This is a genomic window from Bacillus sp. FSL R9-9530, assembly GCF_038008145.1.
GTDB lineage: Bacteria > Bacillota > Bacilli > Bacillales > Bacillaceae_G > Bacillus_A > Bacillus_A mycoides.
This window is the reverse complement of record NZ_JBBOYO010000001.1, coordinates 3,991,991-4,014,770: the sequence shown is the minus strand read 5'-3', so window position 1 is coordinate 4,014,770 and position 22,780 is coordinate 3,991,991. Positions and strand designations below refer to the sequence as shown.

At 34.3% G+C, this 22,780-nt stretch carries 16 protein-coding genes and 1 pseudogene; 6 read left to right on the top strand and 11 right to left on the bottom strand.

Annotated features, from left to right (window positions below):
* The first annotated feature begins 49 nt into the window (after window positions 1-49).
* The 3 genes from MKX66_RS20185 (at window position 50) to MKX66_RS20175 (ending at window position 5,496) form a co-directional block, all read left to right on the top strand.
* Window positions 50-1,471: an oligosaccharide flippase family protein gene (locus MKX66_RS20185; RefSeq protein ID WP_088040507.1), complete on the top strand. Its 1,422-nt coding sequence runs from the start codon at window positions 50-52 to the stop codon at window positions 1,469-1,471.
* A gap of 321 nt (window positions 1,472-1,792) precedes the next feature.
* Window positions 1,793-4,465, top strand: coding sequence for a YfhO family protein (locus MKX66_RS20180; protein WP_341086953.1), 2,673 nt, complete (start codon window positions 1,793-1,795; stop codon window positions 4,463-4,465).
* A 92-nt stretch (window positions 4,466-4,557) separates the two neighbouring features.
* Window positions 4,558-5,496 carry a glycosyltransferase family 2 protein gene (locus tag MKX66_RS20175; RefSeq protein WP_088040509.1) on the top strand — a complete coding sequence of 313 codons (939 nt, stop codon included), beginning with the start codon at window positions 4,558-4,560 and terminating at the stop codon, window positions 5,494-5,496.
* Window positions 5,497-5,544: 48 nt separating this feature from the next.
* On the opposite strand, the gene MKX66_RS20170 is transcribed toward MKX66_RS20175, so the two are convergent.
* Complete coding sequence (locus tag MKX66_RS20170) at window positions 5,545-6,483, bottom strand: SDR family NAD(P)-dependent oxidoreductase (protein WP_137075970.1); 939 nt, start codon at window positions 6,481-6,483, stop codon at window positions 5,545-5,547.
* A gap of 58 nt (window positions 6,484-6,541) precedes the next feature.
* Window positions 6,542-7,114, bottom strand: a complete 573-nt coding sequence (locus MKX66_RS20165; RefSeq protein ID WP_016102336.1) for a TetR/AcrR family transcriptional regulator — start codon at window positions 7,112-7,114, stop codon at window positions 6,542-6,544.
* Between the two features lie 169 nt (window positions 7,115-7,283).
* On the opposite strand from MKX66_RS20165, the gene MKX66_RS20160 reads away from it, so the two are divergent.
* The gene (locus MKX66_RS20160) at window positions 7,284-8,837 is read left to right on the top strand and encodes an ABC-F family ATP-binding cassette domain-containing protein (protein WP_002143940.1); all 1,554 of its coding nucleotides are present in this window, start codon (window positions 7,284-7,286) and stop codon (window positions 8,835-8,837) included.
* A 23-nt stretch (window positions 8,838-8,860) separates the two neighbouring features.
* On the opposite strand, the gene MKX66_RS20155 is transcribed toward MKX66_RS20160, so the two are convergent.
* Window positions 8,861-9,742, bottom strand: a complete 882-nt coding sequence (locus MKX66_RS20155) for a TetR/AcrR family transcriptional regulator (protein WP_215590537.1) — start codon at window positions 9,740-9,742, stop codon at window positions 8,861-8,863.
* Window positions 9,743-10,041: 299 nt separating this feature from the next.
* Between MKX66_RS20155 and MKX66_RS20150 the strand changes: the two genes are divergently transcribed.
* Entirely contained in the window at window positions 10,042-13,158 is a 3,117-nt protein-coding gene (locus tag MKX66_RS20150) for an efflux RND transporter permease subunit (RefSeq protein ID WP_016102339.1), read from the top strand.
* A gap of 25 nt (window positions 13,159-13,183) precedes the next feature.
* Here the strand turns inward: MKX66_RS20150 and msrB are convergent, their stop codons facing one another.
* From msrB to lytS, 7 genes and pseudogenes are all read right to left on the bottom strand, one after another.
* Window positions 13,184-13,636, bottom strand: coding sequence for a peptide-methionine (R)-S-oxide reductase MsrB (gene msrB, locus MKX66_RS30910; RefSeq protein WP_369811989.1), 453 nt, complete (start codon window positions 13,634-13,636; stop codon window positions 13,184-13,186).
* A 45-nt stretch (window positions 13,637-13,681) separates the two neighbouring features.
* A pseudogene (msrA, locus tag MKX66_RS30905) lies at window positions 13,682-14,149 on the bottom strand (peptide-methionine (S)-S-oxide reductase MsrA); the annotation flags it as partial.
* A gap of 101 nt (window positions 14,150-14,250) precedes the next feature.
* Window positions 14,251-15,285 (bottom strand): AI-2E family transporter, encoded by a 1,035-nt coding sequence (locus tag MKX66_RS20140; protein WP_002016425.1) that lies wholly within the window; start codon window positions 15,283-15,285, stop codon window positions 14,251-14,253.
* Window positions 15,286-15,619: 334 nt separating this feature from the next.
* Window positions 15,620-16,312 carry an antiholin-like protein LrgB gene (lrgB, locus tag MKX66_RS20135; RefSeq protein ID WP_000168872.1) on the bottom strand — a complete coding sequence of 231 codons (693 nt, stop codon included), beginning with the start codon at window positions 16,310-16,312 and terminating at the stop codon, window positions 15,620-15,622.
* 34 nt (window positions 16,313-16,346) lie between these two features.
* Entirely contained in the window at window positions 16,347-16,778 is a 432-nt protein-coding gene (lrgA, locus tag MKX66_RS20130) for an antiholin-like murein hydrolase modulator LrgA (protein WP_000104908.1), read from the bottom strand.
* Between the two features lie 133 nt (window positions 16,779-16,911).
* Window positions 16,912-17,652, bottom strand: coding sequence for a LytR/AlgR family response regulator transcription factor (locus MKX66_RS20125; protein WP_002130151.1), 741 nt, complete (start codon window positions 17,650-17,652; stop codon window positions 16,912-16,914).
* Complete coding sequence (gene lytS, locus MKX66_RS20120) at window positions 17,630-19,399, bottom strand: two-component system sensor histidine kinase LytS (protein WP_002089899.1); 1,770 nt, start codon at window positions 19,397-19,399, stop codon at window positions 17,630-17,632. Before lytS ends, MKX66_RS20125 begins: the two co-directional genes overlap by 23 nt.
* A gap of 328 nt (window positions 19,400-19,727) precedes the next feature.
* Here lytS and MKX66_RS20115 point away from each other — a divergent pair, with 328 nt between their 5' ends.
* On the top strand, window positions 19,728-21,026 hold the full coding sequence (locus MKX66_RS20115) for an MFS transporter (protein ID WP_002089901.1): 1,299 nt from the start codon (window positions 19,728-19,730) through the stop codon (window positions 21,024-21,026).
* A gap of 119 nt (window positions 21,027-21,145) precedes the next feature.
* Here the strand turns inward: MKX66_RS20115 and MKX66_RS20110 are convergent, their stop codons facing one another.
* A complete protein-coding gene (locus MKX66_RS20110) occupies window positions 21,146-22,714 on the bottom strand; it encodes a BCCT family transporter (protein WP_002143945.1) in 1,569 nt (522 codons plus the stop codon).
* Window positions 22,715-22,780 lie beyond the last annotated feature (66 nt).

Below are 22,780 nucleotides of genomic sequence, written 5' to 3'. Positions count from 1 at the left end.
TTTACAAATAGGACGAAGTGCGTCCTGAAAAATAGAAAGGTCTTGTTCCATGAAAACAAATAAAATCCTTAAAAACGCCTCCTACCTATTTGTAGGAAATATTACTGTTCGATTTGTACTTGCTATTGCGACCATTTTCTTTGCAAGATATGTTTCACCAAAGGAGTATGGGATGTTTACAACTGCTTTAGCAGTTTCCGCTGTTATTTGTTATTTTACAGATGCAGGTTTGACACATACATTTATGCGTGAAGGAACGAGAAGCAACGCTAACATTAGCGTACTAATTAGTAGTTATTTACGTATTCGTTTAGTATTAGCTATCGTAATTTCTGTGCTCTTCGCTATTTTCGCTCAGTTCTTCTATCCTGATGCTTACTTACGTGCGATGGTATATTGGGTTGTACTGCCGACAATGTTTGGAGCCACTTTACAAGGTGTTGGGATGGCTTACTTCCAAGTAACAGAACGCATGCAATTTACAGCGATTATTTCTGTAATACAAGGTGTAACAGCCGCAGCTGCTCTTCTACTAGGAATGTCCTTTAAATGGTCACTTATGATGGTTGCTGCCATGTACGGGATATCCAGTCTCGTAACAGGACTCATCGCCTTTATAATGGTAATTCGCCATACAACAGTTCATAAGGGCTGGGATAAAGGTATTTTAGATCAATTGCTCATTTTCACAATCAATGGCATTATCATTATGCTCTTACCACAGTTAGGGCCCATTATATTAGAAAAAGTTTCAACGTATGAGCAAGTTGGATTCTTTGGAGCTGCTTCTAAAATACCTGCTGTCCTTTATCAAATACCTGGTGTAATTGCAGCGGCCTTTTATCCAAAGTTATTTGCTTTTGGAAATGAAAAGAATATTGATGAACATAGAAAACTATCTCAGTTCGAATTAAAACTTATGTCTTTCTTAGGAATGGGAATTTCGATTCCATTTATCGCCGACCCAAGTTTTTGGATTGTTACTTTATTAGGTGAAAAATATGCACCAGCCGGTGATGCTCTTGCAATCTTAGCCTTTATGGTCATTTTACAATCTATCAACTATCCACTTGCTGATAATTTAACAACTATTGGTCAACAGTGGAAGCGTGCGACAACGATGGGAATTGGATTAGCTGTCGCTATCGTAAGTTACATCGTATTAGGTAGCCAATTTGGAATGATGGGAGCTGCGGGAGCTGCTATCATTACTGAGGTTACTTTATTAATCGGATTTACTTTATTCGTTCGTAAAGGATTTACATTACTATTCAAAGGGATTGTATTTAATACACTAGCATTTATAATCAGTTACGCCCTATACCGCACAGTATTAATTAACTTACCACCACTGGTAGCTCTAACACTTACTGGTATATTGTACGGTATTATTGGCCTTGCAATTGATCCACAAATACGCGGGTTGATTTTAGGATTTGTAAATAAAAAATTAGTTCGTAAAAACGCTTAAAAGCCAAAAGCTTTTCCTATTAAGAATGGAAAAGCTTTTGGCTTTTTATATACCACCATTTACAGAACATAAATTCTGAAGACTGCACTTCATTATTCTCGAATTTTCAGTGGTTAAAAATGCTATATATTCCATGTCAAATTGACTTACTTTCTGAGAATGCTTTATACTAAATTACAAGTAAACTATGAAACTCAATGCTTGTAAAATATATATGATACAACAAAAATATATATTTTTTATGCTAAAACTAAAAAACACACCTTCATAATTGGTGTGTTTTTATATGTAACAACTTTCGAAGGAGGATTATAAATTTTTATGAGCATTAAGCCGAACAATAAGATTTTCTCAAAGAAAACTATAATGATTATTCCGATATTATTATTGTGTGCTTTTGCTTTTCATTATTTCTTTTTAACATCTAATCAAATCTTTTCTGGTACAGGTGATGCATTAAGCCAATTTGGTTTCTTTACATTTCTCCTGCAACATGCCTTTAAAGATGGTAATCTTTTTTGGTCTTTTGATTATGGATTAGGTGGAGATTTATTTGGAGAGTTTAGTTATTATTACAGTACAGCTCCGTTCTTCTGGATTACGCTGTTACTTCCTAAATTAAATATTGAACAAATCTATGACATGAAATTATACATGAGTATTTTAAAAAACTTTTTAGCTATGTTATTCATGTATGGTTCTTTACGTTATCATAATAAAACAATATTCTCATCTTTTATTGCTGCTATTATGTATGGCGGATGTATTACTTTTATGCGCCATTCATTACTTTGGGATTTCATGGCTGATGCCATCGTATTTTTACCATTAGTAATATGGGGACTTGATAAATATATTATAGAAAAGAAACGTGTACTTTTCTTAGTAGCTACTACTTTAATGTTAGCATCGAACTTTTATTTTGCTTTTATTACAAGTATTTTCATTTTCATTTACGCATTTTTCCAATACTTTGCCACACAACAAAATAAAACAATCGTCTCTTTTCTAGCCTATTATATTAAAATTGGATTATTATACGGTCTATCACTTGGCTTGGCTGCAGTTTGCTTTATTCCATCAGTCAATGCGGTATTTAGTGCGGATCGGTTAACGAAGAAATTTGATATACCTTTATTCTTTGAAGATACATTTTATAAAGATCTAATGGAAACTATCTTCTTCGTATATGATGCTGAAAATCATCAATTAGCTTTACCAGCTTTAATTTTATTCCTAATCATATTTGGAATGTTTATACGTGATAAACTTGTTAAAAATAAAGTATTCTTTACATTTTTCATGTTCATTCTGTTTATGCTTCCGTATACATACTCTGTATTTAATGGTTTCTCAGCAATGCAATATAGATGGCTTTATTTATTTGTATTTGTAATTGCTCAAACTATAGCATACATCTTAGATTGGATGATTGTTCATAAGAAAGAACATAAATTACCTTATATAATGAGTTCATTAGTGTCAATAGGATTATTCATTTATGCATTTTATAGAAAAGTAAATATAAATGTAAGTGATAAACCTTTACAGGTAGTTGACAATATTTTAATCGGAACTATCGTTCTTTCTCTCATTACAGTATGTTTATGGCGTTATCTTTCTAAACCTTTCATACAATTTTTAGTTGTATTGAACGTACTCGTTAGTACAATTTCCATGAATTACATGTACGCCAATAATATACTTAGTACCGCTTTCGGACAAAGCAATGCTACAAAAGAAGCTTTACATGTATCTGGCTATGATAACAAAGATGAGATTGCTGCCATTCGTTATATACAAGAATATGATAAGGACTTTTATCGTATTCTTAACCCAGGTAGCGCCCATAACACACCAATGTTACAAGGTTATCATGGTACAAGTACGTACCAAAGCTTGATTAATTATTATGTTCATGACTTTATGAAAAATAAATACAACGTATTCCAAGGGTTCGACACTCCTTCGATGTTCTTCCAAGTTGATAGTCGACTACTACTTGAAAATATGTTAGGTGTAAAATATCGCGTACTAAGCGCTGATACAGATCAAAAAAATATCCCATATGGATATAAACTATTAAAACAAGTAGGACCATATAATATTTACAAAAATGACTATGCTTTACCGTTAGGGTATGTATATGATTCTAGTATAAGTGAAGAAGAATTTTCTAAATTAAACTTCGCTCAGCGTGACCAATTATTATTACATGCTGTAGTCGTTAATAATGGAAAAGACTTTTCATTAACTCATTTTGATAAAAAGAACCTTAATTCAAAAGCGGTATCTATCAATATGGAAAAAGTACAACTAGAAAATATGGAAAAAGAGAATAATAAACTCATTGTCCATGGCAATGGAAATATGATTGTACCTATAAATTATCCTAATACTCCTGGAGATTTCATTGTAGAATTAAAGATAAAAAATAAAGGTTCATTCCATGCAGTAGTTAACGGGAAAGATATGGGGAAAGGTGAAGACACTGGTGCATACTCATATCCTTTAGAAAGATTTGTTTATAATTTAGGTAAAGACGATCGTCCAGACCAACTAACTATTTCTATTGATGCACCAGGTGAATACGAACTTGAAGACTTACAAGCAAATATCGTAAATTACGAAGGTGTACAAAAAGAAACAAAAAAACTAACTGAAAATAGACTTCAAAATATTTATTATAAAAACAACTATTTAAAAGGTGAAATTAACTCAAAAAAAGATGGATTACTATATTTATCTGTTCCATATAGTAAAGGTTGGACTATAAAAGTTGATGGAAAAGAAACAGAATTCACGAAAGCAAATTCTGCCTTTATTGGCTTACCAATTACAAAAGGAGCACATGTAATCGAAATGACTTATGTTACACCTTACTTTAAATTAGGTATGATTATATCAATTATTTCACTAATTATTTGTGTAGCCTTACTAGTTTTTACAAATCAAAAAGGACGCCGAAAATTGCCTTTTAAAAAGCAGCAATGAGCACTCAATAAATTCTGAAGCTATCCAAAACGGATAGCTTCATAAAAAATATTAAATAACGTTTTAACCATTATAAACAAGGAGGGTCAAAAATGACTCTTTCAATAGTCGTACCATGCTACAATGAAGAAAAAATGCTTCGAGCCTTTTATTCAGAGACTTCTCTAGAAATTCATAAATTAACTACCGATTATGAATTTGTTTTTGTAAATGATGGTAGTAAAGATGATACATTAAATATTCTACGTGATTTGGCAAATTCAGATTCAGCTGTTCATTATATATCATTTAGTCGGAATTTCGGCAAAGAAGCCGCTATGTTAGCTGGTTTAAAATACGCTACAGGTGATGCAGTTGTTATTATGGACGCCGATTTGCAACATCCTCCTACACTAATAAAAGAAATGTTAGAAGGATATAACGAAGGTTACGACCAAGTTATTGCAAAAAGAACAAGAACAGGTGATTCACCCGTTCGCTCTTTCGTTTCTCGTCTATACTATAAAGTGATGAATAAGTTTGTAGATATTGAACTAGTAGACGGCATTGGAGATTTTAGACTTTTAAGTAGAAGAGCTGTTGATTCTCTATTATCTTTAAGCGAATACAATCGCTTCTCAAAAGGTTTATTCTCCTGGATTGGATTTAATGAACTAATTATTGGATATGAAAATGTATTACGTTCTGATGGAGAAAGTAAGTGGACTTTTTCTAAATTGTTAAATTACGGAATAGATGGTGTTATCTCATTCAATAATAAACCATTAAGACTATCTATATATCTTGGATTATTAACAACTATTTTAGGGATTTTATACGTAATTACTACATTTATTCAAATTATTGTTGGTGGTGTTGAAGTCCCAGGATACTTCACTTTAATTTCCGCTATATTATTTATTGGTGGTATTCAACTCATTTTCCTAGGTGTTATGGGTGAATACATCGGTCGCATTTATTATGAAACAAAACGTAGACCACATTTTATTGTAGCTGAAAAGAAAGTTAGTGAAGTCAAACAAAAAGCATAATAAAAAAGTTACTTCTACCTACAGAAGTAACTTTTTTTATACTAATATTTACACACCTTTATGTTGCATAGATATAATCGTTTCTTTTAGCCCATTATAATAAGAAGTTTTTGGTATATTCCCAATATACCTCTCATATTTCTCTCCGCTTAATACAACAGGATTTTCTGTCAAATATAGCATTTCCACAAATTCTTTCATCTGCTTATCAAATAGTCCGATTAAATTTATCATACCTTTTTTTACTGTCATTACTGGTTTTGTATATCCCGTTAATTCTTGTATATGTTGAATCATCTCTTCACCTGTAATGACACCATAACCCGGTATGTTCCAATTTTGTCCATAGGCCTCATCACGTAAAGCTAATTCAACCATTGCTTTTGCACCGTCTGGTGTGAAAATATATTCACGAGCAATCTTTTTATCTCCAACAAAGCTTGATAACTTATTTGCAAGTACACCTTTTAAAGTATGATGAACAAGCGTACTTTCTGCATTTGGGCCATAAAAATCAGGAAAATGTGCAATAAACATTTGTACATTTCCCTGTTTTGCCATCATTTCTAGCTGTAACCGAATTTTCCCTTTCTTCGTATGTGGTGCCTTTTTAACTTCTTCCACTACAAGTTCTTCCCCTTGCCTCCCATACGCATAAATATTATCAACTATCCCTAACTTACTGTCGTAATACCTTGCTACTTCTAATATATTTTTTAATAATTTTGGTTGCTTCTTCTCCCAATCTGAATATGGAATGTTTACAGCATGGAATATAATATCAACGCCTTTCGCAGCTTCCATTATATCCTCCTGTATAAATACATCTCCCGCTACAACTTTCACATTTTCTTCTCCAGAAAATAATATCTCTAATTTCTCTTTATTCCTCGCAAAGGCCACTACATGAATTCCTCTGCTACATAATTCTTTTACAATTGCATACCCCATTGATCCAGATGCTCCTAGCACTAAAGCTTTTTTCATTATATATCCCCCCTAAATTAATTAACCGCTGTTCAATTAATATTAAAAAGAAAATCACTTACATAAGAAGTGATTTTGAAATAAACTCCACGTGTACTTTAGCTAATCCTTTTACTTCTTCAAATGTTTGATCATTCCCACAATAGTGTGCCACAAACCCATGTAATGATAGAAAAACAGACCATATTGTCATTACATTTACCTTCTCATTACACAAAGAAGATACAACAGTAGCAAATTTTTCGTAACTAACATTTGGGCCATCTGCTAAACATTCTTTTAACTCATCATCTCTAATTAAAAACATGATTTCATAATGACTTTGATTTTGCAAACCAAATTCAATAAAACCAAATAAAACAGCTTTCAATTGTTCCTCTTGTGGTAAATTTTGATCATTAATCTCATCTAATTTTTGATTTAGCAATTGAAAATCTTGCTCTACCATCGCATAGAAAAGCTCTGCTTTATTTTTAAAATGATAATAGATGGCACCATGGCTATATCCTAGTTCTATTGCAATTTTACGCATTGAAGTATGCTGATAACCTAATTTTATAAATAAGTCTCTTGCTACATTCATAATCATTTCTCTCGTTAATTCTTGTTTAACTGCCCTTCTTGGCGACATTTTTCATACCTCACAATTTAATTGACCACTGTTCAATTAATATTATAACCTTTTCCCAAAAAAATACAATGAGTTTCTTACAAAAAGATACATTTTGAAAGGATAGCATTATACTCAATAATTTAGTATCATGATTCAAGGTACTATTTCAAGTTGGACGGAGGATACTATGAGCTTATTAACAGTAGAAAAACTAGGCCATACATTTGGCGATCGCACATTATTTAAAGATGTATCCATGCGTTTACTAGCAGGAGAACATGTCGGATTAGTCGGTGCAAACGGTGTTGGTAAATCAACATTTATGAATATTATTACTGGTCAACTTATCCATGATGAAGGCCGTGTAGAATGGACACCTGGTACAAATTACAGTTACTTAGACCAGCATACAATTTTAACACCTGGTCGCACAATTCGTGATGTATTAGCTGACGCGTTTTTACCTTTATTTGAAAAAGAAAAAGCTTTAAATGAAGTTGCAGAAAAAATGGGAACGGCAACACCGGAAGAATTAGAGGACCTTCTTGAGCAGATGGCAGAAATCCAAGATGCTCTCGAAGCAGGTGGTTTCTATTTACTAGATATGAAAATCGAAGAGGCAGCAAGAGGTCTTGGAATTGATGCAATCGGTTTAGATCGTGATGTTTCAGCACTAAGTGGTGGACAACGTACAAAAGTATTACTTGCAAAGCTATTACTTGAGCAACCAGAAGTGTTATTACTCGATGAGCCTACTAACTATTTAGACGTTGAACATATTCATTGGTTAACTAATTATTTAAAAGAATATCCACATGCATTCTTATTAATTTCTCATGATACGGAATTTATGAACAAATGCGTTGATGTTATTTTCCATCTAGAATTTACAAAAATGACGCGCTATACAGCGACATACGAAAAATTCCTAGAGTTAGCCGAAATTAATAAAAATCAACATATAAATGCTTATGAAAAACAGAAAGAGTTTATTAAAAAGCAGGAAGACTTTATTGCAAAGAACAAAGCTCGTTATTCAACGACAGGTCGTGCAAAAAGTCGTCAAAAACAACTTGATCGTATGGAGCGTATTGATCGTCCTGAAACAGCAATTAAGCCAGAGTTCTCATTTAAAGAGTGTCGTGCAAGTAGCCGTTTCGTCTTTGAAGGTGAAGATGTAGAAATCGGATATACACATCCATTATTACCAAAACTAACAATGACAATTGAACGCGGTGAAAAAATTGCTATCGTTGGATGTAATGGTGTCGGTAAATCAACATTACTAAAAACAATTTTAGGAAAAATTAAACCTTTAAGCGGTAAAACGAGTCTTGGTGACTTCTTAGAGCCTGCATACTTTGAGCAAGAAGTAAAAGCGGATAATATAACACCAATTGATGATGTTTGGAACACATTCCCTAGCATGGACCAACATCAAATTCGTGCAATGTTAGCGAAATGCGGATTAAAAAATGAGCATATCTCTCGCCCGCTAAATCAATTAAGTGGTGGCGAACAAGCAAAAGTTCGTTTATGTAAGTTAATGGGTGAAGAAAGTAACTGGATCCTATTCGATGAGCCAACAAACCATCTTGATGTTACAGCAAAGGAAGAACTTCAAAAAGCTCTGAAAGCATATAAAGGGACAATCCTTCTTGTATGTCACGAACCAGAATTTTATGAAGGCTGGATAACAAAAACTTGGAATGTTGAAGAGTGGTCACAAAATAATTCTTAATTATAATAGAAAATCCTTGCGTTCTATATGCAAGGATTTTTTATATTATAGTATGCCGTAAGCCTCAATCGAAACTCATTTAAACTAGGATATACCGCTAAATTAGCAAGCATACCTCTAATGACTGGAATTCTTGGATTTTGCAATCTCATTTCTGCTTCTAAAACATCTAAAGTTACAAGTAACTCATCATTTTCTAATTGATCAGCTAATGTTCGTTTAAATACAATAATTTCACTTAGAAAATGTTCCTTCACCTGTTCCTTAATAAGCTCAGAACTACAAAGAAATTCTCCTAGTCTCTCTTCATGTAGGACAGGTTCCTCCGAAGATTCTAGAAGCCCCTCTACTAAATTGTCTATCCTTTTTAAAATAAAAGCTGAGACATAGGACAAATCAATTTCTGGTGCATTTAAAATAATTAATTCTAAATACCCACGGCATATCCCTTCCACCATAATTACTAGATCTAACAAGTATGGAATAACCTTTTCACCATAAATGGACAGTAAGCTATTCCGATAAAATGTATGAGACTCTAATTTCATCCTCATCATAAACTCTTCTACTTCTTTATTAAACGGAATTGCATTTTCTCTTGCATGCATAATAATAAATTCTTTATGTTTTTGCACATCAGTAAACTGACAATATAATTGTTTGTCAAATTTTTCACGTGGTAATAAAGATTCTTTTTCAATATCCAGCATTTTCTTCTGAATCTTGTCATAATAATATCGAAGTGTGGCCAATAATAACTCATCTTTTGATTTGAAATATAAATAAAAAGCTCCTTTTGATATACCACATGCGGTTACGATTTCTTGTACTGACGTTGCATTTACACCCTTAGTTGCAAATAACCTCATAGCCATCTCTATAATTAAGCGCTCTTTTTCTTTCATATTCTCTCTCCTAAATTTAATCTCGCATCTTATGTAAATTCAAACTTGATTTTATTCCACATTAACTGAAAATAAAACTCCCCATCTAAAATTTAATGGAGTAAATGGTTTATATAGAAGCCTTTCCATCTATAAAATCCGGTTAGTAAAAGCCAATGATCAGAAAAAAAATAGGAAACCGACTACTTACAGTTTGATTTTATTATACCATCTCTTTTCATTGACGACTGACCAATCGGTCAGTTATATTATGTATTAGACTGACCGATTGGTCAATATAATAAAAAGGGAGCGCAAACATGAACAAAATCATCAATTTCACGTTAAAAAATAAGTTCGCAGTTTGGCTACTAACCATTATTGTTACTATTGCGGGTATTTATTCTGGACTCAATATGAAGCTGGAGACAATTCCTGATATTACAACACCGATTGTAACAGTAACCACGGTTTATCCTGGTGCTACACCAGAAGAAGTAGCTGATAAAATTTCAAAACCAATGGAAGAGCAACTCCAAAATTTAAGCGGTGTAAACGTTGTTAGTTCATCATCTTATCAAAACGCATCTTCTATTCAGGTAGAATATGATTTTGATAAAAATATGGAAAAAGCCGAAACGGAAATTAAAGAATCGCTCGCAAACGTGAAACTGCCAGAAGGTGTGAAAGACCCGAAAGTCTCACGAGTAAACTTTAATGCCTTTCCTGTTATTTCATTAAGCGTAGCGAGTAAAAATGAATCTTTAGCTTCCTTAACAGAAAATGTAGAAAAAAATATTGTTCCTGGATTAAAAGGACTTGATGGTGTCGCATCTGTTCAAATCGCAGGTCAACAAGTAGACGAAGTACAGCTTGTCTTCAAAAAAGATAAGATGAAAGAATTAGGTTTAAGTGAAGATACTGTAAAAAATATGATTAAAGGTTCGGACGTATCGTTACCACTTGGCTTATATACATTTAAAGATACGGAAAAATCAGTTGTTGTCGATGGTAACATTACAACAATTAAAGCATTAAAAGAATTAAAAATTCCAGCTATCCCTTCATCACCGAATGGTCAAGGTAGCCAAAACGCTGGTGCTGGAACACAAGCACCACAGATGAATCCGGCCGCTATGAATGGCATACCAACGGTTACATTAGAAGAGATTGCTGATATTAAAGAAGTTGGAAAAGCAGAATCCATTTCTCGAACGAATGGAAAAGAAGCAATCGGTATTCAAATTGTGAAGGCTGCTGATGCGAATACAGTTGATGTTGTAAATGCAGTTAAAGATAAAGTAAAAGACCTTGAGAAAAAATATAAAGACTTAGAGATTATTTCAACATTCGATCAAGGTGCGCCTATTGAAAAATCAGTCGAAACAATGCTTAGCAAAGCTATTTTCGGTGCTATCTTTGCGATTGTTATTATTATGTTGTTCCTGCGAAACATTCGAACAACACTAATCTCTGTCGTTTCTATACCACTTTCTTTATTAATTGCAGTTTTAGTAATAAAACAAATGGATATTACCCTTAACATTATGACACTTGGAGCAATGACAGTTGCTATTGGACGCGTTGTTGATGACTCAATTGTTGTTATTGAAAATATTTACCGACGTATGTCTTTATCAGAAGAGAAATTACGTGGGAAAGATTTAATTCGTGAAGCTACGAAAGAAATGTTTATCCCGATTATGTCTTCTACAATTGTAACAATCGCTGTATTCTTACCTCTTGGGCTTGTAAAGGGTATGATTGGTGAAATGTTCTTACCATTTGCTTTAACAATTGTTTTTGCCCTACTTGCTTCCTTACTTGTGGCAGTTACAATTGTGCCGATGCTAGCACATTCCTTATTTAAGAAGGAAAGCATGAGAGAAAAAGAAGTACATCATGAGGAAAAACCAAGCAAATTAGCAAACGGCTATAAACGTATACTTGAATGGGCGTTAAACCATAAAATTATTACATCAAGTATCACAGTCCTCCTATTAGTAGGCAGCCTTGCACTTGTACCAATCATCGGTGTCAGCTTCTTACCATCTGAAGAAGAAAAAATGATTATCGCAACGTACAAACCTGAGCCAGGTCAAACGTTAGACGACGTTGAAAAAATTGCAACGAAAGCTGAAAAGCATTTCCAAGATAAAAAAGACGTCAAAACGATTCAATTCTCATTAGGCGGCGAAAACCCAATGAGCCCTGGTCAAACAAATCAAGCGATGTTCTTCGTTCAATATGATAACGATACGAAAAACTTTGAAAAAGAGAAAGAACAAGTCGTTAAAGATTTACAAAAGATGTCTGGAAAAGGTGAATGGAAAAACCAAGATTTCGGAGCAGGTGGCGGTAGTAACGAAATTAAGCTATACGTTTATGGAGATAGCTCTGAAGAAATTAAGCCTGTCGTGAAAGACATTCAAAATATCATGAAGAAAAATAAAGATTTAAAAGACATAGACTCTAGTGTTGCAAAAACATATGCAGAATATACTTTAGTCGCTGATCAAGAAAAGTTAAGTAAAATGGGGCTAACTGCTGCTCAAATTGGAATGGGACTTTCTAATCAACATGACCGCCCTGTTCTTACAACAATTAAAAAAGATGATAAAGATATAAATGTATATGTAGAAACTGAAAAACAAAACTATGAAACGATCGATGACTTAACAAATCGTAAAATTACAACACCACTTGGTAATGAAGTTGCTGTTAAAGATGTTATGACTGTAAAAGAAGGTGAAACTTCTAACACAGTAACACATCGTGATGGCCGTGTTTATGCGGAAGTTAGTGCAAAACTAACATCTGATGACGTTTCAAAAGCATCTGCCGCTGTTCAAAAAGAAGTAGATAAAATGGATCTTCCTTCTGGTATAGATGTTTCTATGGGTGGTGTTACACAAGATATTCAAGAATCATTCAAACAACTTGGCTTAGCGATGTTAGCTGCGATTGCCATTGTATACTTCGTTCTTGTTGTTACATTTGGCGGTGCCCTTGCACCATTCGCAATTTTATTCTCGCTACCATTCACAATCATTGGTGCACTCGTTGCCTTATTAATCTCTGGCGAAACGTTAAGCGTATCTGCGATGATTGGGGCTCTTATGCTAATTGGTATCGTTGTAACGAACGCAATCGTGCTCATTGACCGTGTTATTCATAAAGAAAATGACGGCCTATCAACACGTGAAGCATTATTAGAAGCTGGTACAACACGCCTGCGTCCTATCTTAATGACTGCAATTGCAACAATCGGGGCCCTTATCCCGCTTGCATTAGGATTTGAAGGTAGCGGCTTAATTTCTAAAGGACTTGGCGTAACAGTAATTGGTGGATTAACAAGTTCAACGTTATTAACACTTCTTATTGTTCCAATCGTTTATGAAGCATTAAGCAAATTTAAAAAGAAAAAAGTAAAATAAAAAAATAACCTCGCTGACTGCGAGGTTATTTTTTATTCCCAAACAAGATTAGGAAATCACTATATCCTTCTTTTTCTAAATCTTCTTTTTGAATAAAGCGTAGCGCTGCCGAATTAATACAATAACGAAGGCCGTTTTGTCCTGGGCCGTCTGGAAATACATGCCCAAGATGTGAATCTCCTTCTTTACTTCTCACTTCCGTACGCGTCATATTATGGCTAACATCCATTTTTTCTTTCACACTAGCTGACATAACTGGTTTCGTAAAACTCGGCCATCCACAGCCGCTATCGAACTTATCGAAAGAAGTAAATAATGGTTCCCCCGAAACAATATCTACATAAAGCCCTTCTTCTTTATGATTCCAATACTCATTTTGAAAAGGCGGTTCTGTCCCATTTTCCTGTGTTACATAAAACTGCATCTCGTTTAATCTTTCTTTTAAATGAGCATTATTCTTTGGCCAATGTTGTTTAATAAAAGCATCTCGACCTGAGCCTTTACGATATAACTCATAGCGAAATGTATTCTTCTTATAATATCCTTGGTGATATTCTTCAGCTGGATAAAACGTAGCAGCTGGCAATATTTTTGTCGCAATTGGCTTCGAAAAATGCCCACTTTTCTCGAGCTCTTCTTTTGAAGCCTCTGCCTTTTTATGTTGTTCTTCATTATGATAAAAAATCACCGTTTCATAAGACTGGCCGCGGTCGTGGAATTGTCCCCCTATATCAGTCGGGTCAATTTGTCTCCAATATATATTTAACAACTCTTCATACGGCATTTTATTTGCATCAAATGTAATTTGTACTGCTTCATAATGCCCAGTTGTTTCCGAGCACACTTCTTTATACGTTGGATCCTCTTTATGGCCACCTGTATAGCCTGAAACAACCTGTATAATCCCTTCCATCTCTTCAAATGGCGAAACCATACACCAGAAACACCCTCCGGCAAACGTAGCTAACTCTATCTTTTCATTTACAGCCATTATTTCACCCCTATTCTATCTTCTCCTTACAGTATGGCATAAGGAACGTCATGTTATAAAAGAAAAAGCATCGAACATCGATGCTTTTTCTTTACTTCACTTTATTTTTTTCCAACGTCCTTCTCCATTTCATCACTTGTCACATCTAAGACATCTAATAAGAAAATGAAGATTGGAATACCGATAATAAGTCCCCACACACCTAAGAAATGCTCAGAGAAAATTAATATCATAAATGTGTAGAAGATTGGTAAGTTTGTTTTTTGTGACATAAACTTCGGATTTAATACATAGCTCTCAAGTGCATGAATTACTGTTACAATAACTACAATATAAACGACATACATAATACCGCCAATATTGTAAGCAATCATACAGAGTGGGAATAACGAGATAATAACACCCGCCACTGGAATTAAACCAAGCAAGAAAATCATTAACGCTAAACCTAGTAATTGCGGGAATCCTAATATCCATAATGCAATAACAGATAAAACACAGTTAACAATTGCAATTAAAAATTGTGCTTCGATTACTTTTCCAAATGAACGTGCAAATTTCTTTCCGAAATACTCTATTTCGTTATAGAAAATTGCAAGTCGGCTTTCTTTAAATTTCGAAGTAAAAGCAACGATACGTGCTTTTTCAAGTAAGAAAAATAAGCTTAAAATTACAGAAAGTAAAACTTGAAGGCCAAATTTCCCAACATTCGTAATAGATTTATACAAAATGTCTACGCCTTGCCCCACATATTTAGAAAGCTCCATATGATTAACAGCATTAACTGCATACTTAATTAATTCACTATCAGGTGGATTTCTTAAAAATACATTAAATTGATAAATCAATTGTGAAATTTGTATTGTTAATACCGGTAAATATTTAAATAGCGTAATGGCAATTCCCGCCACTAACATTACATATAAAAGCGCTATAATAATTTTTCGATTAATTGGCATGAAATGATCTAATTTACGAGAAATAAACTTTTGGAATCGATCCATTAAATACGTCAACATAAACGTAATTAAAATTAAATTTAACATACTTTGCATCCCATACAATATGAGAGCAAGTAATACTAATACGATTAACCTCTGAAATCCTTTGCTTTGAAACAGGTTTTTTATTTGCATAATCGACGAGTACTCTCTCCTGTCCTATAAAGTAAAACGTTAACAAGTAGATCTCTCTCTATCCTCTACTTATAATTATCCTTTAATATTAAAGCCATTGCGAGCAATTTATATTCAACTCTAACCACCCGTTAATTGTGCTATATATTATGTTACTTCTTATTTTACAATACAATGACCTATTTCAGAACGCATTATACGTAGTATTAATGAAGATTTAAGGAAACTTTTATCCTTCAATAGGTCTTACCACTACTGTAACATAAAAAGCAAGCTATCAGTAGAAATCCGTCCTACAAATAACTTGCTTTTATATTTTTTTTAGTAAGTTTTATCATCCAATAAACGGCATGAACATTGGAATAACCACCACTGTTACGACACCAACCACTGTCACAGCGATACTGGCCATAGCTGCTTCTACTTCACCCATTTCGATACCTACTGCAACCCCTAACGCATGTCCTGCTGTTCCAAGCGCTAAACCTTTAGCAATCGGATGTTTAACTCTAAATGTTTTTAAGAATAAAGCTCCTAATGCGTATACGATAACAGCATTAAAGATAACTGCAAATGATGTAATTGCTGGAATACCACCGATACTTTCAGAGATTGGTAATGCAATTGCTGTTGTTGCTGCCTGCGGTAACATTGAGTTCATTACAGCTGTATCTAGACCAATTGCTTTTGCGACAATGAACACAACAACCACTGAACAAATAGATCCAACCACAATAGCCGATAAAATTTGCCACCAATATTTTTTTAACTTATCAACTTGTTTATATAATGGAATTGCAAACGCGATTGTTGCTGGTTCTAAGAAGAAGCTAATCATTTTTCCGCCAGTATTATATTCTTCAAAAGTAAAGTTACCTACTTTTAGAAAGACAATCCCTAATACCATCGCTACGAATAATGGTGTGAATAAGAAGAATCCTTTTGAATGCTTAAATAATAATGTTCCGATTCCGTATGCGATTAATGAAACGACGATTCCGAAATATGGAGTCATTGTGCTTGCCATGTTCATTCCCTCCTAACAATATATACTAAATTGGTTACGCAACTTTTCCGTGCTTGCGTCCTTTATTTACTACTTTCAATTCTTTCGTATCTTCTATTTCTTTATCGTCTTTTCCTAAAATAAATTGTGCAAATAATCCTGTTACAGCGAGTAAAATAATTGTTGCGACAACAATTACAGTTAAAATTTGTACAAAATATTGTCCCATTACACCGAGAGAATTAATAACCGAAATACCTGATGGAACGAAAAGGAATCCGATAATACCTGTTAAAGCCGTTCCGAGTGATTCAACTTGTTCCAATTTAATAACTTTTAAACATAATAGGCTAAATAAAATAACTAATCCGATCACCGATGAAGGCATTGGAATTGGTAAATGCGTTGCAATAATATTAGAAACTAACATAATAGCTGAAAATATGAATGCTTGTGATAAGAAACTATATACTTTTTTCGTACTCATTTTGGCCACCTCTTTCGATTTGGTACCTTTATTGTATAAGATAAAAATAAAACTGTAAGCGTTTACATAACAGAACGTCAAATATACAAAATTAGTTACAAAAATAGGCAGACGAAATACAAAAAGCTGCTTCTTAAATACGAAGCAGCTTTTTAAGTTCTTTTGCATATGTACGGCTAACCGGGACTTTGGATCCCTCTTTCATAATTAAGTTATAAGTCGAATTAAACCACGGCTGTATCTCAGAAATATGATTAATATTAGCAACGAAACTACGATGAACACGCATAAAAATTGTTTGTGGTAATTTCTTTTCCAAAATGACAAGCGTATCATGTGTTACATATGTTTCTTTCATTGTTTTTACAGTTACTTTCCCATCTACAAGCCCTACATAAATAATATCTTCAATGTTAACAAGTACAATTGATTCCTCAATTGGTAATGCTAATTTATGCATCTCGGCCGTTACATCTACACTCTTTACATCTTGCTTTGTTTCTAACTTTATTTGCTTTTGTTTTTTATATTTCTTTAATGTCTGTACGATACGTTCTTCATCAAATGGCTTTAAAATGTAATCTAACGCATCTACTTCAAATGCTTGCAACGCATATTGATCATATGCAGTAGCAAACACAATTGAAGGTGGGTTTTTCATTTTCTTTAATATATTTGCGATTTCAAATCCATTATCATCAGATAATTGAATATCTAGAAAAACAATATCTGGTTTGTTTTTCATTAATTCTTCTAATGCATCCTCTACACAATCCGCCTCACCAATTATCTCTACTTCTTTTGTTTTCTCTAATAAATATTTCAATTCATCCCGTGCTAACATTTCATCATCAACTACTAATACTTTTAACACTCCGTTTTTCCTCCTCTACTTTTTTCGGAATCACAAAGAGGATCTTTGTCCCTTGCTCTAATTCACTTTCAATTTGAAGCATTGTCTCTTTCCCAAATAACCCGATAAGTCGTTCATTAATATTATATAAGGCTGTTCCCGTCCCTTTCTTTGATGGAACTACCATTTTTCCTAATTGCTCTAGACGTTCACTCTCAATCCCTTGTCCATTATCCTTTACTTCAAAGTGAACCATCCCTTCTTTTTCAAACACATGTACCTCGACTTGGCACACTGGCTGCTTTTTCGGAAAAGCATGGCGCAATGCATTTTCAACTAATAGCTGAAGCACAAATGGTGGAACTAAAGTCACCTTTAGTGCCTCTTCAATGTACATCTTCACTTCATACTTATTCGGAAACCTCGCTTGCTCTAACGATAAATATGCATGTACATGATTCAACTCTTGTTCTAATGGAATAAGTAATTGTCGTGCCCCTTGCAAATTACAACGAAAATAAACGCTAAGCTGCAATAATAATTTTCTCGCTTTCTCTACATCTGTTCGGCATAAAGCTGATACTGTATTAATTGCATTAAATAAAAAATGCGGATTGATTTGTGCTTGCAACGCTTTTATTTCGGCATCTTGCAATAACTTACTTTGTAACTCAGCTTCACCTAACTCAAGCTGTGTGGAGAATATTTTCGCTAGCCCTTCCGCTAACTCTTCTTCAACACGACTTAATTGATTAGGGTTTTTAAAATAAAGTTTTAATGTTCCTATCGTATTTCCATGTGAAGTTAATGGAATAACAACTGCCGCTTGTAATGGACACCCTTCATGTTGACAATTAATAATCTCACGTGATTTTGCCTTCATTATTTTCCCTGTTTTTAATACTTCTTTTGATAAACCTGTTATTAAACTGTGTGAAGGAATATGATGATCTGATGCTAATCCAACGTGAGCTAAGATTTCCTCTGTATCTGTTAAGGATACCGCATCTGTTCCCGTAAAGCGGTGAATAATTTGTGCCACATGTTTACAAGACTCTTCTGTTAACCCTTGGCGGAAATATGGTAACGTCTTATCAGCAATTCGTAATACTTTATGCGTTTGCAAAGCTTTTGCGTTTTCTTCTTGTCGTAAAATAGCTAGTATCATCGAAAGTAAAATGAAACTGCCAAAACTATTTACAAGAATCATCGGTAGCGCAATTGTTTTCACAACACTAAGTCCATCTTCTATAATTAATAGAATCATAAGCATTTCTAAAGTAACGATAAAAACACTTAAAATCGCAGAAAATTTAGGAGTAATAGTACGGTTATATTTTTTGAAAATGTATCCAATATAACCTGTTATAATCCCAGCTAAAATTGATGAAATTGCACAACTTACTGCCGTCGTCCCACCAAGCATATAACGATGAATACCCGCAATAGAACCTACTCCAATTCCGACGATAGGACCGCCAAGCAATCCACTAATTCCAACACCCATGATTCGTGTATTCGCAATTGTGCTGGATGATGAAACACCTTGTAACCAATTTTCATTCATAATAGTATTTCCTGCTATTTCAATCCCTGTGTAATTGCTTACAATTGTAAACACTGAAAAAATACAAATAAGCTTAAACTTATCTACATATCCGTCTTGCTTATGAAGAAGACGCCGGAACGTTTTAATATGAGAGAGTAAAAATCCTAAAATAACAATAAGTCCGACGCGTTCAATCATCATAAGTACTAAATTTAGCATCTGTGATTCATTCCTTTTTATATGAGTTAGTTTTATTATGGGAAAATAATGAAGCGTGCGTCAAGGAGAATGAAATGTTTTTTGAAATATTTTACACATAACTATCCCCTCTTTATTTGACAATCTAACAGAAGAGTGCTAAAAATAAAGTAATATAATACAGTCCTTTAACCCAACCCCGTGAGGTTGAGAAGGAAGTCGGAATATACTATACGTATGGTCTTTTTTAGGGATACGTATGCTTTTTTGGCCTTCTCATCATATCAGGTGAGAAGGCCTTTTGTTATTCTTCCATAGCGACTGTAGAAGAAAATAAGGAGGATTAATGATGAACGTCACTACTGATGTACAATCAACAACAGAGGAGACGAAAGAGAAAAGATATAAAACATTGTTTGGTTCTGCGCTAGGATATGCAGCAGAAGGTTTAGACATGTTGCTCTTATCTTTCGTACTCGTCTACATTTTAAAAGAATTTCATTTAAGCCCTGTTGAAGGTGGAAACTTAACATTAGCTACCACAATAGGAATGCTAATCGGGTCTTATTTATTTGGATTTATTGCTGATTTATTTGGGCGTATCCGTACGATGGCCTTCACAATCTTACTATTCTCACTAGCAACAGCACTTATTTATTTCGCAACAGATTATTGGCAATTATTAATTCTTCGCTTTTTAGTTGGAATGGGAGTTGGTGGTGAATTCGGGATTGGGATGGCCATCGTAACTGAAACATGGTCTAAAGAAATGCGCGCTAAGGCGACATCCGTTGTTGCACTTGGATGGCAATTTGGCGTACTAGTCGCTTCACTCCTTCCGGCATTTATCGTCCCACATTTCGGATGGAGAGCTGTTTTCTTATTTGGACTCATTCCCGCTCTACTAGCTGTTTACGTCCGCAAAAGTTTAAGTGAACCGAAAATATGGGAACAAAAACAACGATACAAAAAAGAATTGTTACAAAAAGAAGCTAAAGGTAATTTAACAACTACTGAGGCAGAACAACTAAAGCAAATGAAAAAGTTCCCACTTCGAAAGTTATTTGCCAATAAAAAAGTAACGATAACAACAATTGGTCTTATTATTATGTCATTCATCCAGAACTTCGGATATTATGGAATTTTCACATGGATGCCAACTATTTTAGCGAATAAGTATAACTACACATTAGCAAAAGCGAGCGGTTGGATGTTCATCTCTACAATCGGCATGCTAATTGGAATTGCAACTTTTGGTATTCTAGCCGATAAAATTGGCCGCCGTAAAACTTTTACAATCTATTATGTCGGTGGTACTATATACTGTCTCATTTACTTCTTCTTATTCACAGACTCAACATCATTGTTATGGGGAAGTGCATTGCTTGGATTCTTTGCCAATGGCATGATGGGGGGATTCGGAGCAGTTTTAGCTGAAAACTATCCTGCTGAAGCTCGCTCGACAGCAGAGAACTTTATTTTCGGTACAGGACGTGGGTTAGCTGGATTTGGACCTGTTATTATCGGCTTACTTGCTGCAGGTGGTAATTTAATGGGAGCATTATCTCTCATCTTCATTATCTATCCAATCGGTTTAGTTACAATGCTATTATGTGTCCCAGAGACGAAAGATAAAGTATTAGAATAGATTGAAACTGTACGAAATGTTTATCCAAATACTATCCCCTCAGGAAAAGTATTTGGATAAATAGCAAAGAGGAAGCATCTCAAATGAAATGCTTCCTCTTCTTATATACATACAATTATTTATTTTGATTTACTAGCTTTTTGGAACAAGAAGCTAGTTTTATCTTCTTCTTTTACAATACCTTGTTTTAACGCTAATTCCCCTGCGACTTTAGGCGCTAGCCATAGCATTGGGAATAACAGAATAGATACCGGAACAGCCGTCACTACAATGAAGGATTGTAAGGCGTTAATACTTCCCTCACCCATATATAAAAGAATTGCCGCAACTGCGCCCATAATAAGCGACCAAAAAACTCGCAAACTAATTCTAGGATCTCCATCTCCAGTCACTGCCATTGAAATCGAATAAGCCATTGAATCTCCTGTTGTCACTACAAATAAAATTGTTAATAAAAGAAATGCAGGTCCAATAATATTAGATAATGGCAGTTGCTGCGTAATTGCAATCATAGCCGCTGGCATACCTGATTCACTTAATGCGGTCGAGATAGAACCAGGATTCATTAACTCATAAAACACACCTGATCCCCCTAGTATAGTAAACCAAAACGTTGTAATAATAGGTGCAATAATTCCAATTGCAACGATGATTTCTCGGATTGTTCTTCCTCTTGAAATTCGGCTCACTAAAATTGCCATCATCGGTCCATATCCAATAAACCATCCCCAGAAAAAGATTGTCCACGATCCTAACCAAGCTGTATCACCACGATATGTGCTCATTGGAATAAATTCATTTATATAAAATCCAAACGAAGAAACAAATGAATCGATAATAAATCCACCTGGTCCAAATAGTAATACAAATACCATTAATAGAACTGCTAACCTAACATTTAAATTACTTATAATTTGAATCCCTTTATCAATTCCTGTTACCGCAGATATAGTAGAAACAGCTACTACACAAACAATAATGGCTAATTGAGTAGTAAACACATCAGGAATGTTAAACAATGCTTGTAACCCATAACTTGCTTGTAGTCCTAAAAATCCGATTGGACCAATCGTCCCTGCAGCTACTGCAATAATGGCAAATACATCAATCATCGTTCCAAGCCAACTCTTTCGCAATTTCTCTCCAAAAATAGGATATAAAAGCGTTCGAGGCTTTAACGGCATACCTTTATGATAATGTCCGTACATCATAACTACCGCACTAATTGTACCTAAAATCGTCCAAGCCAGGAAACCCCAGTGCATATAACTTTGTGCTAAAGCAGGCATGACTGCTTCTTGCGTTCCAGCAGTTATACCTTCATGTATTGGTGGCACCGTCATCAAATGGTACATCGGCTCTGCGGCTGCCCAAAAAACGCCACCTCCAGCAAGTAATGTAGACATAATAATAGCGAGCCATTTTGTCGTACTAATCTCAGGTTTTTCTAGCCCCCCAAGTTTAACTCTCCCATATTTTGAAAACGCCATACACATTGCAACAACAAATGTACCAATTAATAAAACCTGCCAAAAGGCACCAAAATATTTAATTGAAGCTGCAAAACTGCTATTAATGGCTCCCTCTACGTAACTTTTATTTAAAATAACTGCAATTACAAATAATAAAAGTGAGCCACCACTAATAAGAAATACAGGCCAATCCGTTTTTCGACTCTTCATCCTCATTTTCACTTCCTCCTTCCTCAGCAATCTAAAAAAACAACTTTATTATGTTTTCTTGTTTACACCCAA